The sequence below is a fragment of the Nonomuraea sp. N2-4H genome (assembly GCF_045291505.1).
GTDB classification, from domain to species: Bacteria; Actinomycetota; Actinomycetes; order Streptosporangiales; family Streptosporangiaceae; genus Nonomuraea; species Nonomuraea fastidiosa.
This window is the reverse complement of record NZ_CP147987.1, coordinates 3,701,290-3,714,617: the sequence shown is the minus strand read 5'-3', so window position 1 is coordinate 3,714,617 and position 13,328 is coordinate 3,701,290. Positions and strand designations below refer to the sequence as shown.

14 protein-coding genes are annotated in these 13,328 nt (G+C 72.5%); 7 read left to right on the top strand and 7 right to left on the bottom strand.

Annotated elements, in window-relative coordinates:
* Positions 1-70 precede the first annotated feature (70 nt).
* On the bottom strand, positions 71-1,504 hold the full coding sequence (locus WBK31_RS17300) for an amidohydrolase family protein (protein ID WP_406675223.1): 1,434 nt from the start codon (positions 1,502-1,504) through the stop codon (positions 71-73).
* Positions 1,505-1,701: 197 nt separating this feature from the next.
* Between WBK31_RS17300 and WBK31_RS17295 the strand changes: the two genes are divergently transcribed.
* From WBK31_RS17295 to WBK31_RS17275, 5 genes are read left to right on the top strand one after another with little or no spacing between them, the layout of a single operon-like run.
* Positions 1,702-2,895 (top strand): CaiB/BaiF CoA-transferase family protein, encoded by a 1,194-nt coding sequence (locus tag WBK31_RS17295; RefSeq protein ID WP_364052179.1) that lies wholly within the window; start codon positions 1,702-1,704, stop codon positions 2,893-2,895.
* Complete coding sequence (locus tag WBK31_RS17290; protein WP_364052176.1) at positions 2,892-3,701, top strand: citryl-CoA lyase; 810 nt, start codon at positions 2,892-2,894, stop codon at positions 3,699-3,701. The genes WBK31_RS17295 and WBK31_RS17290 overlap by 4 nt, the downstream gene beginning before the upstream one ends.
* A complete protein-coding gene (locus WBK31_RS17285) occupies positions 3,694-4,560 on the top strand; it encodes an extradiol ring-cleavage dioxygenase (protein WP_364052173.1) in 867 nt (288 codons plus the stop codon). Before WBK31_RS17290 ends, WBK31_RS17285 begins: the two co-directional genes overlap by 8 nt.
* Positions 4,557-4,919, top strand: coding sequence for a hypothetical protein (locus tag WBK31_RS17280; protein WP_364052170.1), 363 nt, complete (start codon positions 4,557-4,559; stop codon positions 4,917-4,919). The genes WBK31_RS17285 and WBK31_RS17280 overlap by 4 nt, the downstream gene beginning before the upstream one ends.
* Positions 4,919-5,875, top strand: a complete 957-nt coding sequence (locus WBK31_RS17275; protein ID WP_364052167.1) for a zinc-binding alcohol dehydrogenase family protein — start codon at positions 4,919-4,921, stop codon at positions 5,873-5,875. Before WBK31_RS17280 ends, WBK31_RS17275 begins: the two co-directional genes overlap by 1 nt.
* A 92-nt stretch (positions 5,876-5,967) precedes the next feature.
* Here the strand turns inward: WBK31_RS17275 and WBK31_RS17270 are convergent, their stop codons facing one another.
* Positions 5,968-6,771 carry an IclR family transcriptional regulator C-terminal domain-containing protein gene (locus WBK31_RS17270; RefSeq protein WP_364052164.1) on the bottom strand — a complete coding sequence of 268 codons (804 nt, stop codon included), beginning with the start codon at positions 6,769-6,771 and terminating at the stop codon, positions 5,968-5,970.
* A 165-nt stretch (positions 6,772-6,936) separates the two neighbouring features.
* Positions 6,937-7,557: a TetR/AcrR family transcriptional regulator gene (locus WBK31_RS17265; RefSeq protein ID WP_378788602.1), complete on the bottom strand. Its 621-nt coding sequence runs from the start codon at positions 7,555-7,557 to the stop codon at positions 6,937-6,939.
* A 155-nt stretch (positions 7,558-7,712) separates the two neighbouring features.
* Here WBK31_RS17265 and WBK31_RS17260 point away from each other — a divergent pair, with 155 nt between their 5' ends.
* Positions 7,713-8,435 (top strand): SDR family NAD(P)-dependent oxidoreductase, encoded by a 723-nt coding sequence (locus WBK31_RS17260; RefSeq protein WP_364052158.1) that lies wholly within the window; start codon positions 7,713-7,715, stop codon positions 8,433-8,435.
* A gap of 92 nt (positions 8,436-8,527) precedes the next feature.
* Positions 8,528-10,573 (top strand): SpoIIE family protein phosphatase, encoded by a 2,046-nt coding sequence (locus tag WBK31_RS17255; protein WP_378788604.1) that lies wholly within the window; start codon positions 8,528-8,530, stop codon positions 10,571-10,573.
* A gap of 8 nt (positions 10,574-10,581) precedes the next feature.
* Here WBK31_RS17255 and WBK31_RS17250 read toward each other — a convergent pair whose 3' ends face one another.
* The 4 genes from WBK31_RS17250 to WBK31_RS17235 are packed head-to-tail and all read right to left on the bottom strand — an operon-like array spanning position 10,582 to position 13,314.
* Complete coding sequence (locus WBK31_RS17250; RefSeq protein WP_364057428.1) at positions 10,582-11,325, bottom strand: ABC transporter ATP-binding protein; 744 nt, start codon at positions 11,323-11,325, stop codon at positions 10,582-10,584.
* A gap of 5 nt (positions 11,326-11,330) precedes the next feature.
* On the bottom strand, positions 11,331-12,125 hold the full coding sequence (locus WBK31_RS17245; RefSeq protein ID WP_364052153.1) for an ABC transporter ATP-binding protein: 795 nt from the start codon (positions 12,123-12,125) through the stop codon (positions 11,331-11,333).
* Entirely contained in the window at positions 12,122-12,916 is a 795-nt protein-coding gene (locus WBK31_RS17240; RefSeq protein WP_364052150.1) for an ABC transporter permease, read from the bottom strand. The genes WBK31_RS17245 and WBK31_RS17240 overlap by 4 nt, the downstream gene beginning before the upstream one ends.
* The gene (locus WBK31_RS17235; RefSeq protein ID WP_378788606.1) at positions 12,913-13,314 is read right to left on the bottom strand and encodes an ABC transporter permease; all 402 of its coding nucleotides are present in this window, start codon (positions 13,312-13,314) and stop codon (positions 12,913-12,915) included. Before WBK31_RS17235 ends, WBK31_RS17240 begins: the two co-directional genes overlap by 4 nt.
* Positions 13,315-13,328 lie beyond the last annotated feature (14 nt).

The following is a 13,328-nucleotide window of genomic DNA, read 5'->3' as shown; positions in this document are numbered from 1 at the left end:
GGCACGCGGGACTCTCGCGCCGGTATCCCGAGCCCGCGCACCGGCGCGGAAGGACGCAAGCGAGCGACGGCTACCTGCGGTGGGTGGCGTCGCTGCGGTAGTCGGTGTACGTGTACGGGTTGTCGAGCACCTTCGTCGTGGGGATGTCCGGGTTCATGCCCTTCTCCCAGGCCTCCTCGCCCAGCTCGCCGCGCAGGTACTCGACGGTCCTGTCCACCTGGGCACGGGCGGCGGCGAGGTCGATGCCGACCAGCCGGTGCTCGTGCTTGACCACCCGCCCGTTGACCAGCACCGTGTGCACGTCGCCGCGCTGCGCCTGGAACACCACGTGCCCGAACGGGTTGAGCAGCGGGAACGACACCGGCGAGTGATCGTTCTTGATGAGCACGATGTCGGCCTTCTTGCCCGGCTCGATGACGCCGAGGTCGTCGCGGCCGATGGCGTCGGCGCCGCCCCGGGTGGCCCAGTGCACCACCTGGTCGGCGCGGAGCGCGGCGTGCGTGACGGTCTCGCCCTTGGCCTGCGCCTCCAGGTGCTCGCGTGCGCGGTCGGCGCCGAGCGTGGTGCGCATGGCGGAGAACAGGTCGCCGCTCCACCACACGCTGGTGTCCATCGACAGCGAGACCGGGATGCCGTGCAGGCGGATGGCCCAGGTGGGCGGGTAGCCCTGGCCGGCGCTCTGCTCGCTCTCGGTGGAGACCGAGATGGAGCCGCCGGTGGCCGCGATGCGGTTGTAGGAGTCGGCCGACAGCGAGGCGGCGTGCACGTAGACCGTGCCGGGCGTCATGAAGCCGTGCTCGTACATGAGCCGGATGCCCTCGTCACTGGTGGCGCCCCACACGCCGGCGTGCGTGGTGACGTTCACGCCGAGGTCGCGGGCCACCTCGAAGGCGGGTTTCTCGGGGAACGACGGGTCGCCCGTCACATCGAAGGCGATCTGGAAGCCGAGCATGTCGTCGCCGGTGATGCGGCGGCGCACGAAGTCGCGGAACTCGGGCGCGGTGGTCCACTCGGCGGGCGGCGCCTGGATGTTGCCGTAGGCGAGCACGTACCGGCCGGGCACCGCCTGCAGCGCGTCCACGGCGGCGTCGGCGTGGTCGGGCGTGCGCAGGCCGTGCGACCAGTCGACGACGGTGGTGACGCCGGCGTCCAGGGCCTCGATGGCGGCCAGGGTGTTGCCCGCGTGCACGTCCTCAGGGCGGAACAGCTTGCCGTACTCCAGGTAGTACCAGACGAAGTACTGGGTGAGCGTCCAGTCGGCGCCGTAGCCGCGCATCGCGGTCTGCCACATGTGCCGGTGGGTGTCGATCATGCCGGGCATGACGATGCCGCCGGAGGCGTCGATCTCGGCCGTGCCCTCGGGCACCTCAAGCCGGGGACCGATGGCGGCGATCTTGTCACCGGTGACCAGCACGTCCGTCTCTGTCAGCACCCGCCTGCCGTCCATCGGCAGCACGGTGCCGTTGCGCAGCACCAGCGGCCGCCCGGCCTCGAACTCGGTCATCGTCATAACTCCTCAAGGAAAGCAAAAAGCGCGAACATCTGTCCGTACAACGGTCATTCTGCCGGTAACTCTACGAGCGCACCGCACGCTGTCAAGGTCGCTCCGCGCTATGGCCTGAGCGCAGGGCAGTGTGCCAGAATCCCGATGGCGGACATATGTCCGCTGAACGAACGGTGTGAAATCGAAGGGGAGACAGGATGACACGAGACGCCGCAACGAACGGACCGGCGGGGGGCGGGCCGCTGTCCGGCGTGCTGGTGGCCGACTTCTCCCGGATTTTGGCGGGTCCGTACGCCACGATGCTCCTGGCCGACCTGGGCGCCGACGTCATCAAGGTCGAGAGCCCGAACGGCGACGACACCCGCGGCTGGATGCCCCCCACGCGCGGCGAGGTGTCCACCTATTACCTCGGCGTCAACCGCGGCAAGCGCTCGATCGCGCTCGACCTGCGCGACGAGGAGGACGCGGCCGCGGCCAGGGAGCTGGCCAGGCGCGCCGACGTGCTCATCGAGAACTTCCGCCCCGGCGGCCTGGCCAAGTACGGACTCGACTACGACGCCGTCAAGGCCGCCAACCCCGGCATCGTCTACGCCTCCATCAGCGGGTTCGGCTCCGGCAAAGGCGCCCGCGTGCCCGGCTACGACCTCATGGTGCAGGCCATCTCCGGGCTCATGAGCCTCACCGGCGACCCCGACGGGCCGCCGTACCGGGCCGGCATCTCCGTCTTCGACGTGATGGCCGGCAACCACGCCGTCATCGGCATCCTGGCCGCGCTGCGGCACCGCGACGCCACGGGCCGGGGGCAGCACGTCGAGATCAACCTGCTGTCGTCGGCGCTGACCGGGCTGGTCAACCACAGCTCCGCGTACGTGGCCGGCGGGGTGATCCCGTACCGGATGGGCAACGCGCACCCCAGCGTGTTCCCGTACGAGCCGCTGCCCACCGCCGACAACGACCTCATCGTCACCGCCGCCAACGACGGCCAGTTCCGCAAGCTGTGCGAGGTGCTCGGCATCCCCGAGGTCGCCGACGACCCGCGCTTCGCCCGCAACGCCGACCGCACCGCCAACCGCGACGTGCTGCGCCCGATCCTCGTCGAGCGGCTGCGCACCCGCGGCGCCGTCGAGTGGTTCGAGCTGCTGGTCGAGGCCGGCGTGCCGAGCGGGCCGATCCAGACCATCGACGGCGGCTTCGCGATGGCCGAGCGGTTCGGCCTCGACCCGATCGTGGAGGTCGGCGAGGGCGAGCGCGCCGTGCCGACCACCCGGCATCCCATCCGGTTCTCGGAGACGCCCGTCAGCTATACGCTGCCGCCGCCGGATCTGGACGAGCACGGCGCGGAGCTGCGCAAGTGGCTGGCCACGACCGGCGGGCAAGGGGAGCGGGCATGAGCGAGCGCGAATATCCCACGGCGCTCGGAGCGTCGTCCCTGAAGAAGATCACGCTGCTCGGGCAGGACCTCGCCGGCGACGTCATGGGCGAGGTGGGCTTCGGCGAGCTGGCGTTCTGGCTGGCCACCCAGCGCCGCCCGTCACCCGGCGAGGTACGCGTCTTCGAGGCCGTGCTGGCCGCGCTGGCCGACCACGGGTTCACGCCGACCGCGATCGTGACGCGGCTGACGTACCTGTCGGCGCCCGACTCCGTGCAGGGGGCGCTGGCGGCGGGCCTGCTCGGCGGTGGCTCGCGCTTCCTCGGCGTCACCGAGGACTGCGGGCGCTTCCTCGACGACGTGCTGCGCGAGCACGGCGACCCGCTGCCCGCCGACGACGCCCACTGGGACGAACTGGCCCTGCGCACCGTGCGGGAGCGCCGCGAGCAGCGCAAGCTCATCCCCGGGCTCGGCCACCACGTGCACAAGGAAGGCGACCCGCGCACGCCCCGGCTGTTCGAGATCGCCGCCGAGGAAGGGCTCTACGGCCCCCACCTGTCGCTGTTCGCCGCGATCGGCCGCGTGCACCCCCAGGTGCTCGGCCGTACCTTGCCGCTCAACGGCGCCGGCGTGTGCGGCGCCGCGCTCGCCGACCTCGGACTGCCGCTGGAGCTGCTGCGCGCGTTCGCCCTGCTGGCCAGGACCGCGGGGCTCATCGGGCAGCTCGCGGAGGAGCTGCGCAACCCCGTCGCCAACGACATCTTCCTGTCGGTGGACCTCAACAACCGGCCGATCGATCCCGAGCCCTACGGAGGTTTGCATGGCTGAACTCGTCGCGGTCATCGCATCCACGCATCACCCGTTCTATTACCGCGCCTCCACCGCCACGGGGGAGGACCGGCCGCCGTTCGCCGACGAGTGGGTACGCAAGGTCGAAGCCTTCCGCGAGACCCTGACCAGGGCGAACCCCGACGTCCTCGTCATGGTCGGCTCCGACCACTTCCACCAGTTCTGGCTGGACAACATGCCGCAGTTCCTCGTCGGCAAGGCGCCCTTCTACGACGCCAACTGGTACAACGAGGAACGCGAGTTCGGCCTGCCCCGGATGTTCTTCACCGGCCAGGAGGAGCTGTCGGCGCACATCCTGCGCGGCGGCATCGACATGGGCTTCGACCTCGCCTTCTCCAACGAGCTGCGGATCGACCACTCCATCACGTGCCCGATCATCACCCTGCGCCCGCAGAACGACCTGCCGATCGTGCCCGTCTACACCAACATCTTCGCCCCGCCGCTGCCGCAGCCGAAACGCTTCATCCAGCTCGGCCAGGCCATCCGCGAGCTGGTCGAGTCGTGGCCGGGTGACCAGCGGGTGGCGGTCATCGGCACTGGGCACCTGTCGCTCGAGCTGGGCGGCCCCCGCCAGTTCGGGCCGCACGGCCCCGACCCCGAGTTCGACCGCAAGGCCGTCGAGTGGATCTCCACCGGCGACATCGAGGGCTGCCTGTCGGAGGTCACCCTCGACAGCCTGTGGAACCCCGGCAACGCCACCCACGGCTTCATGGACTTCATGCTGATGATGGGTGTCGCCGGCGAGGGCGCCAAGGCCGACTACGTGGACACCTACGACCTGTTCCACACCATGGAGGCGTACTTCACCTGGTATCCCAAGGGAGGCGGGCGCGCATGAGCAAGTACCTGCTGGACAAGTTCCTCTTCACCGTCGATCGCGACCCCGAGCTGGTCGAGCGCTACCGCGAAGAGCCGCGCGCGACCGTCGAGTGGTGGGAGGCCGAGTACGCCAACCGCCTGCTCAACTGCCACGCCGGCGAGGCGTCCACCTGGCTGCGCTTCGACGACGTCGAACGTGAGGCGCTGGCCACCCACGACTACGGCAAGCTGTTCGAGCTGGGCGCCCATCCGTTCCTCACGCTGACGCTGTTCATCGCGATGTTCGAGCGCGACTACCCCGAGCCGCTGGGCTTCCAGCACGAGTACGCCCGCCGGCTGTCGCACCACAAGCTGCCGTACCCGGACATCGCCACGTGATGAGGGCCGCGCAGATCGACACGTGCGGCCGGCCGCCGCGCCCGGCCGACCGGCCCGCGCCCGAGCCGGGGGAGTCCGAGCGGCTGGTGCGCGTGCTCGCCGCCCCGATCACGCCGCTCGACCTGCTGTGCGCCGGCGGCGCCTCCTACTTCGGGGCGCCCGCCACGCCGTACGTGCCGGGCGTGCAAGGCGTCGGGACGGTGGACGGGCGGCTGGTGTGGTTCCCCACCTCGGCCGGCATGGCGCCGGGCGACGGCAGCATGGCGGAGCTGGCGTGCGTGCCCGCCGGCGACCTCGTCGAGCTGCCCGACGGCGCCGACCCCGTCGCCGTCGCCGCGCTCGGGCTGTCGGCGGTGGCCGCGTACCAGGCGCTCACCTGGCGCGGCGAGCTGGCCCCCGGCGAGCAGGTGCTGGTGCTGGGCGCGGGCGGCGTCGTCGGGCAGGCGGCCGTGCAGCTCGCCCGCGTCGCCGGGGCGCGCCGGGTCGTCGCCGCCACCCGCTCGGCCGCCGGGTGCGAACGCGCCGCGCGGGCCGGCGCGGACGCCGTCGTCGCGCTCGACACCGAGGACGTGGCCGAGCTGGCCGAGCGCCTGGCCGACGCCTGTGACGGCCCGCTCGACCTGGTGCTCGACCCGCTCTTCGGCGCTCCCGCCGCCGCGGCGGCCCGCGTCCTGCGGCCCCATGGCCGGCTCGTCAACCTGGGTGCCTCCGCCGGCGAGACCTCGCCGTTCGACTCCTCCACCCTGCGCAGCCGCTCCCTGCGCCTGCTCGGCTACACCAACACCGAGCTGAGCCGCACGCAGCGGGCCGAGGTCATGGCGAAGGTGGCCGAGCTCGCGGTCTCGGGCCGGCTGCACGTGGACCACGAGGCGGTGCCTCTGGAGGACGTCGCCTCCGCCTGGCACCGCCAGAGCACCGGCACCGCCGCCGGCCGCCTCGTCCTCACCCCGCCCTGACCGGTCGCTCGCGTCACCCGGCAGCATGGCCTTCGCGCCGCTGCCGGGTCCGCTGCTGCGCCGCTCGCCGTTCCCGTCGCCAGGTGGGGTGGTCAGGGGGCGAGGGTGGCGTGGGGGACGGTGTCGTAGGCGGCCCAGTCGGCGCTGATCGCGCCGGCCGTCTTGAGCAGCAGCGGCAGATACTCCTCGGTCAGCCGCTCGACCGAGGTCTCGGCCGCGTTGACGTTGACGTTGATGGCGGCGATGACGTTGCCGAGCCCGTCGCGCAGCGGCGCGGCCACGCTGCGGATGCCGAGCGCCAGCTCCTCGTCCGTCAGCGCCCACCCCTTGGCCCTGACCTCGCGCAGCGCCGCCTCGCGCTCGGCCGCGCCGGGACGCCAGCGCGGCTCGATGCCGGAGCGGCTGGGCTCGGCCAGCACCCGGTCGACCTCCTCGGGCGGCAGCGCGGCGAGCAGCACCTTGCCCAAAGACGTCTGCAGCGCGGGGAACCGGGTGCCGATCTGCGCCGACAGGGTGACGATCTTGGGGACGGAGACGCGGGCGACGTACACGATGTCGGAGCCGTCGAGCTGGGCGATGGACGACGACTCGTGCGTCTGCTCCACCAGCCGCTCCATGTGCGGCCGTGCAACCTCCCACAGCCCCATCGACCGCACGTACGACACGCCGAGCTCCAGCACGCGCGGCGTCAGCGCGTAGCCGCGCGGCTCGCTGCGGGCGTACCCCAGCTCCTGGAGGGTGAGCAGGATGCGGCGGGCGGTGGGCCGGGCGAGCCCGGCGGCGGTGGCCACCTCGGTCAGCGACATGACCGGCCGGCCCGGCTGGAAGACCTTGATGACGTCGAGGCCGCGTGCGAGCGCCTCGATGAAGTCGGGGCCGGTGTCAGCACGTGCCATGAATACGCCTCCCTGCGTCGGGGTCCCGCGGGACCCGACTCTAGACCCTCGCGGCCGGATGTCCGCACAGCGGCGGCCGGGGAGAGCATAGCGGTGCCCGCCTCAGCCGCGCTTATAGAGTCAAGGGTACGGGTGAAGTGGCGTACACGTTGCCAAGCGATCGTTCTACGGACGGTTGTCCGTCAGGGTGGGCGCGCCGGGCAGCAGGGGATGGGCGGCCTCGGCCCGCAGGCCGTCGAGGAAGAACGACAGGCAGCGCCGCCAGGTGTCCGGCGCGGTGTCCATCGACTCGCGGATGACCCGCGACATCGCCCAGATCAGGGTGACCAGGTCGGGCATGCCGAAGTCGGCGCGCAACCGGCCGGCCTCCTTGGCCCGGACGACGATCCGCTCCGCGTCGAGGAAGCCCTGCTTGCAGACTTCGAGCACGTCGGTGGCGAGCGTGAACCCCCGGGTCAGGGCGTCGTTGAGCCCGTGATCCCGCGACTGCAGCGCGAACAGCCCTTCAAGGAAGGTCACGAACCCGTCCCACGGGTCGGGGTCGGCCAGCGCCGCCTCGGTGACCCGCTCGAGCGCGGCCAGCTGGTCGGGCAGGACCGCCGCGAGCAGCGCCTCGCGGGTGGGGAAGTGGTTGTAGAGGGTGCCGATGCTGACGCCGGCGCGGCGGGCGATGTGTTCGAGGGGGGCGTCGAGGCCGCGGTCGGCGAAGATCTCGGTGGCCGCGACCAGGAGCTTGTCGCGGTTGCGCGCGGCATCCGACCGCAGCGGCTTGGGTGCGGCTGCCATGGCAGACATCCTACGAAGGCGAGCCGGCCTTCATGACGCCGTCGCCGCCCGTCCGTCGCGGCCCCGCCCATCGTCTCGTTCTTGCCCGGGCACTCGTGGTACGGTCGCGAGCAAGAACTTGAGGCATCCCTCAACTTATCTCGGGAGGACCCGCCATGCCCGCACGTAAGACCGCCGTCATCGCCGGAGCCGGTCCGGGACTCGGCATGTCCATGGCCCGCCGCTTCGGCCGCGAAGGCTACGCCGTCGCCCTCATCTCCCGCTCACCCGACCGCCACCCCGGCTACGTCGCCGAGCTCGCCGAGTCGGGCGTCGAGGCCGCCGGGTTCGTCGCCGACGTCCACGACCGCGACCGCGTGCTCGAAACCCTCGACGAGATCACCGCCCGCTTCGGCCCGATCGGCCTGCTCTACTACGGCCCGGGCGCCGCCGACGTGACCGCGATGCCCGAGCCGATCACCGAGACCACCTCCGACGACGTCAGGAAGGCGATGAGCGTGGTGTACGCGGCCGTCGACGTCGCAGGCCACGTCCTGCCCGGCATGGTCGGCAGGGGCGAGGGCGGGCTGCTGTTCGCGGGCGGACTCAGCGCGGTCCTGCCGATGCCGCCGCTCGGCGCGCTCGCACCGGCCGCGGCGGCGCTGCGCACGTACGCGCTGACCCTCAACGCCGCCCTGGCCGGACAGGGCGTCTACGCCGGCAGCCTGACGATCGGCGGGCTGGTCGAGCGCGGCGACATCCACCGGTACATCGCCGCCGACCCGGCCCGCCTCGCCGAGCTGGGCGGAAAGACGCTCGATCCCGACGCCATCGCCGACACCGCCTGGGACATGTTCACCAAGCGCGACCGCGCGGAGGAGACGTTCAGCGCCCTGTGACGTATCCGGCAAGCCCGGGCGGAACCCGGCGTTCCGCTCGGGCCGGACAGGGGTAGGCATGAGGGGAGATGTGGCCATCGGGGGAGGTCACGATGGGGGATGAGTGTGATCGCGCTATCAGCGGGCTGCCGTTCGAGGTGCTGGATCCGGCACCGGTCAGTGTGGCGGTGACGCGCGGGGCCGATCACCGGCTCGTCTACACCAACGACGCCTACCGCGCGGAACTCGGCGACCGCCCGATCGGGTCGCCGCTGCCCAGGTCGTTCGCCGACGGCCGCCGGCAGCACTACCGGGAGCTGCTCGACCGGGTGTACGCCACCGGCGAGCCGGTCGTGCTCACCGCCGCCCCGGCCAGCACCGACGAGCCCGACCGGTACTTCACCTCGAGCCTGTCACGGGTGTCGTTCGGGGGCGGCGAGTACGGCGTGCTGGTGGTCGCGGTGGAGGTCACCGACCAGATCACGGCCGCCCGGCAGGTGGAGGCCCTCGCCAACGAGCGCAGCCACATCCTGCGCCGCTACCAGAGCATCATGCAGGTCAGCGCGCAGATCTTCTGGGTGGCCGGGCCCACGGGCGAGGTGATCGAGCACAGCGCGAGCTGGGAGCGGGTGACCGGCCAGCCGTGGGAGGAGTACCAGGGGCAGGGCTGGCTGAAGATGGTGCACCCCGACGATCGGGAGGCGGCGATGGCCTCGTGGGCTGAGGCCCTCGGCAGGATGGAGGTCTGGGAGTACGCCTACCGGCTGCGCACCGTCGACGGCTCCTACCGCCACTACGCGGTCACGGCCGTGCCGATCAGGGAGCACGGCGAGCTGGTGGAGTGGGTGGGCACCTGCACCGACATCGAGCAGCAGTGGCAGGAACAGCGCTGCCAGCAGCTGCTCGACCGCGCCGCCGCCGCCACGGCCGAGCGGACCAACCTGGAGGAGATGCTCGGCGCGGTCGCCAACGTCATCGTGCCGGAGCTGGCCGACGGCTGCGGCGTCCACCTCGTCACCGACCTCACCGGCGAACAGCGCAGCGGGGCGCCGTTCGTGGTCGAGCGGGTCGCCACGGCCGCGCGGCCCGGCCTGCCCCGCCTTCCGCCGTACGGCGAGGAGCGGCTGCCGCCCGACAACGCGGTCGTGCAGGCCGCGCGGCGGCGCCGCCCGCTGTCGAATCGGTTCCCGCCCGGCTGCCCGCCGCCCGGCGTGGCACCGTCCTGGTCGCAGCAGTGGATGGTGGCGAACAAGGCCAACAGCATCGTCGTGCTGCCCGTCGTGGTGGACGGCGCGGTGCCCGCCGTCGTGACGCTGATGACCTGCGGCGACCGCCCGCCGATCAGCCGGGCCGACATCGCGCTGCTGAGCCGCATGTTCGAACACGCGCACGACGCGCTGAGCAGCGCCATACGGTTCCAGCGCACGCAGCAGATCGCGCTGGCCCTGCAGCACAGCCTGCTCGTGGAGCCGCCCAAGCTGGCCGGCCTGCGCATCGAGGCCCGCTACCGGGCCAGCCCGTCGGCGGCCGAGGTGGGCGGCGACTGGTATGACTCGTTCGTCCTGCCCGACGGCGTCCCCGTCATGGCCATCGGCGACGTCGCGGGTCACGACCTCGGCGCGGCCGTCGCCATGAGCCAGATCCGCAACATGCTGCGGGCTCTTGCCATGGACCGGTGCGAGCCGCCGGGGGAGATACTCACCAGGCTCAACATCGCCATGAGCTCGCTGTCGTCGGACGTCACCGCGACGTGCGTGCTGGCCAGGATCGAGGAGTACGGCGGCCGGTACCGGCTCAACTACGCGGTCGCCGGCCACCCGCCGCCGCTGCTGGTCACCGAGGACGGCGCGGGCCGCTTCCTGGAGAGCTGCGTCAACCCGCTGCTCGGCTTCCCGAACGAGGACGGCTGCCGCTCCAGCATCGAGCCGCTGCCGCCCGGCTCCACGGTGCTGTTCTACACCGACGGCCTCATCGAGCGGCCCGGGGAGAACATCGACGACGGCCTCGAACGGCTGCGCCACCTGGCCGGCGCGCTCGCCCGCTGCCCCCTGGACCGCTTCTGCGACCAGGTGCTCAGCAGCCTGCCGACGACCGGGCTCGACGACATCGCGGTCATCGCGCTCCGCCTGCCGCCCGCGCCGGACGACGCCGGCGGCTGAGGCCGGCGTCAGTACCGGCTGAGCCTGGGCACGCTCTCGACCAGCCGCCGCGTGTACGGGTGCGACGGCGAGCCCAGCACGTCGGCGGCGGCGCCGCGTTCGGCGATCCTGCCTCGCTCGATGACCGCGATCTCCTGGCACAGCGCGGCCACCACCGCCAGGTCGTGCGAGACCATCACGACGGTCAGGTCACGGGAGGCGCTGAGCTCCTTCAGCAGCTCGACCACCCGCACCCGGGTCGATACGTCCAGCGCGCTGACCGGCTCGTCGGCCAGCAGCACCCGCGGCTCGCACACGATGGCCCTGGCGATCGCGATGCGCTGCCGCTGCCCGCCGGAGAACTCGTGCGGATAGCGCTCGGCCGCGTCGGCCGGCAGGCCCACCGAGCGCAGCGCCTCGGCCACCCGGTCACCGATCTCGTCGCGCGGGCAGGCGCGCAGCGCCCGCAGCGGCTCGGAGACGATCCTGCGGACCCGCTGGCGCGGGTCGAGCGACGAGTACGGGTCCTGGAACACCGGCTGGACCGCCCGCCGGAACTTCCGGTCCCGCGCGGACGTCACCGGCCTGCCGTCGAACAGCACCTGCCCCGACGTCGGCCTGGCCAGCCCGAGCAGCAGCCGCAGCAGCGTCGTCTTGCCCGCGCCGGACTCGCCGACGATCGCCAGGTTGCGCCCGCGCGTCACCTCGACTGACACGCCGGACAGCACCTCGGCCCCGCCCCGGTAGGCGAAGCCGACCTCCCGCGCCTCCATGATCGTCACGGCGCCATCCGATCCAGCTCGGCCTCCAGCTCCCTGGCGCTGTCCACCAGGGACCGCGTGTAGGGGTGGCGTGGCTCGCGCACGATGTCCCGCGTCCTTCCCGACTCCACCGCGGAGCCCTCCTTCAGCACGATCAGCCGGTCCGCCACGCCCGCGACCACCGCCAGGTCGTGCCCGATGAACAGCAGCGCCATGTCCCTGGCCGCGATCAGCCGGTCCAGCAGCGCCAGCACCTCGGCCTGCACGGTGACGTCCAGCGCCGTGGTCGGCTCGTCGGCGATCAGCAGCGCGGGCTCGCAGGCCAGCGCCATCGCGATCGCCGCCCGCTGCCGCTGCCCGCCGGAGATCTCGTGCGGGTACGCCCGCGCGACGCGTTCCGGCAGCGCCACCTCCTCCAGTGCGGCCAGGACCGCCGAGCGCAGCGCCGCGCCGCGCAGCCCGCGCCGCCGCCGGATCGGCCCGGCGACCTGCCTGCCGATGCGCATGAGCGGGTCGAGCGCGGTCAGCGGCTCCTGGAAGACGACCGAGGCGGCCCGGCCGCGCAGCCGGTCGAGCCGCCTGCCGGGCGCGCCGACGACCTGCGTGCCCGACAGCAGCACGCTGCCGTGCGCGGTCAGGCCGGGCGGCAGCAGGCCGAGTACGGCGAGGGCGGTCAGCGACTTGCCGGAGCCGGACTCGCCGATCAGGCCGAGCCGCTCGCCGGGGGCGAGGCCGAACGACAGGCCGTGGATCAGCTCGTGGCCGTCGGAGCGGCGTACCGACAGATTCTCCACCGACAGCAGCTCGCTCACCGTGACCTCCCTCCGCTGAGGTCGCGCAGCCCGTCGGCGACCAGGTTCGTCCCGATGACCAGCACGACGAGCAGCACGCCCGGCGCGACGGCACCGACCGGCGCGGTCAGCACCGTCGCCTGCGCCTCCTGCAGCAGCCGGCCCCACGAGGCGTTCGGCGGCGGCGGGCCGAGCCCCAGGTACGACAGCGACGCCTCGGCCAGCACCGCGAGGCCGAGCTGCAGCGCCAGGTTGACCATGAGCGTCGGCCAGATGTTCGGCAGCACGTGCTCGGCGATGATCCGCGGCCACGAGCTGCCCGAGGTGCGGGCCGCGGTGATGTAGTCCTGCGCCAGCACCCGCTTGACCAGCACCCGCGTCAGCCTGGCCACCACCGCCGACATGGCCAGCCCGATGGCCAGGATCGCCGAGCCCAGCGACGCCTCGCGTACCGCCACCACCAGCATGGCCAGCAGCAGCGTCGGGAACGCGATGAGCGCGTCCAGCACGGCGGCGAGCGCGTCGTCGAGCCAGCGGGTGGCGAACCCGGCCGCGAGGCCCGCCGCCACCCCGAGCAGCCCGCCGAGCAGCACCGATCCGGCGCCGGCCGCGAGCGCGATGCGCGCGCCGATCATGAGCTGGGTGAGCAGGTCGCGGCCCAGCTTGTCGGTGCCCAGCAGGTGCTCGCCGCCCGGCGGCGCCAGCCGCCCGCCCGAGGTGTCGGCCGGATCGTACGGCAGCCACACCAGCGACACCGCCGCCACGAGCACCACGAAACCGACCAGCACGCAGCCCGTCACGAAAGACTTCATGAGCGCCCCAGCCTGGTCCGCAGCCGCGGGTCCACCAGCCGCTGCACCACGTCGGCGGCGAACCCGATCACCAGCACCGCGAGCGTGCTGACCGCCAGCACGCCCTGGATCACCGGATAGTCGTGCTCGGCGATGCCCTTGACCAGCATGGTGCCGAGCCCGGGCAGCGCGAACACGCTCTCCACCACCACCGCGCCGAGGAACGTGGTCGCAAGCTCGATGCCGAGGATCGAGATGACCGGCACCGAGGCGTTGCGCAGGCCGTGCCGCCACATGGCGCCGGCGAACGACTCGCCCATGGCCCGCGCCGTGCGCAGGTAGTCGGCGGTCAGCACGTCGAGCGTGGCCGAACGTACGTACCGGATCAACGAGGCCGACATCACCAGCGCGATCGTCACGACCGGCAGCGTCA

Coding starts and splice junctions, on each gene's coding strand:
- WBK31_RS17290 (WP_364052176.1), top strand. CDS start 2,892: ATGAGCGAGCGCGAATATCCCACGGCGCTCGGAGCGTCGTCCCTGAAG.
- WBK31_RS17275 (WP_364052167.1), top strand. CDS start 4,919: ATGAGGGCCGCGCAGATCGACACGTGCGGCCGGCCGCCGCGCCCGGCC.
- WBK31_RS17270 (WP_364052164.1), bottom strand. CDS start 6,771: ATGGCACGTGCTGACACCGGCCCCGACTTCATCGAGGCGCTCGCACGC.
- WBK31_RS17250 (WP_364057428.1), bottom strand. CDS start 11,325: ATGGAGGCGCGGGAGGTCGGCTTCGCCTACCGGGGCGGGGCCGAGGTG.
- WBK31_RS17240 (WP_364052150.1), bottom strand. CDS start 12,916: ATGAAGTCTTTCGTGACGGGCTGCGTGCTGGTCGGTTTCGTGGTGCTC.
- WBK31_RS17265 (WP_378788602.1), bottom strand. CDS start 7,557: ATGGCAGCCGCACCCAAGCCGCTGCGGTCGGATGCCGCGCGCAACCGC.
- WBK31_RS17295 (WP_364052179.1), top strand. CDS start 1,702: ATGACACGAGACGCCGCAACGAACGGACCGGCGGGGGGCGGGCCGCTG.
- WBK31_RS17285 (WP_364052173.1), top strand. CDS start 3,694: ATGGCTGAACTCGTCGCGGTCATCGCATCCACGCATCACCCGTTCTAT.
- WBK31_RS17300 (WP_406675223.1), bottom strand. CDS start 1,504: ATGACCGAGTTCGAGGCCGGGCGGCCGCTGGTGCTGCGCAACGGCACC.
- WBK31_RS17280 (WP_364052170.1), top strand. CDS start 4,557: ATGAGCAAGTACCTGCTGGACAAGTTCCTCTTCACCGTCGATCGCGAC.
- WBK31_RS17260 (WP_364052158.1), top strand. CDS start 7,713: ATGCCCGCACGTAAGACCGCCGTCATCGCCGGAGCCGGTCCGGGACTC.
- WBK31_RS17255 (WP_378788604.1), top strand. CDS start 8,528: ATGGGGGATGAGTGTGATCGCGCTATCAGCGGGCTGCCGTTCGAGGTG.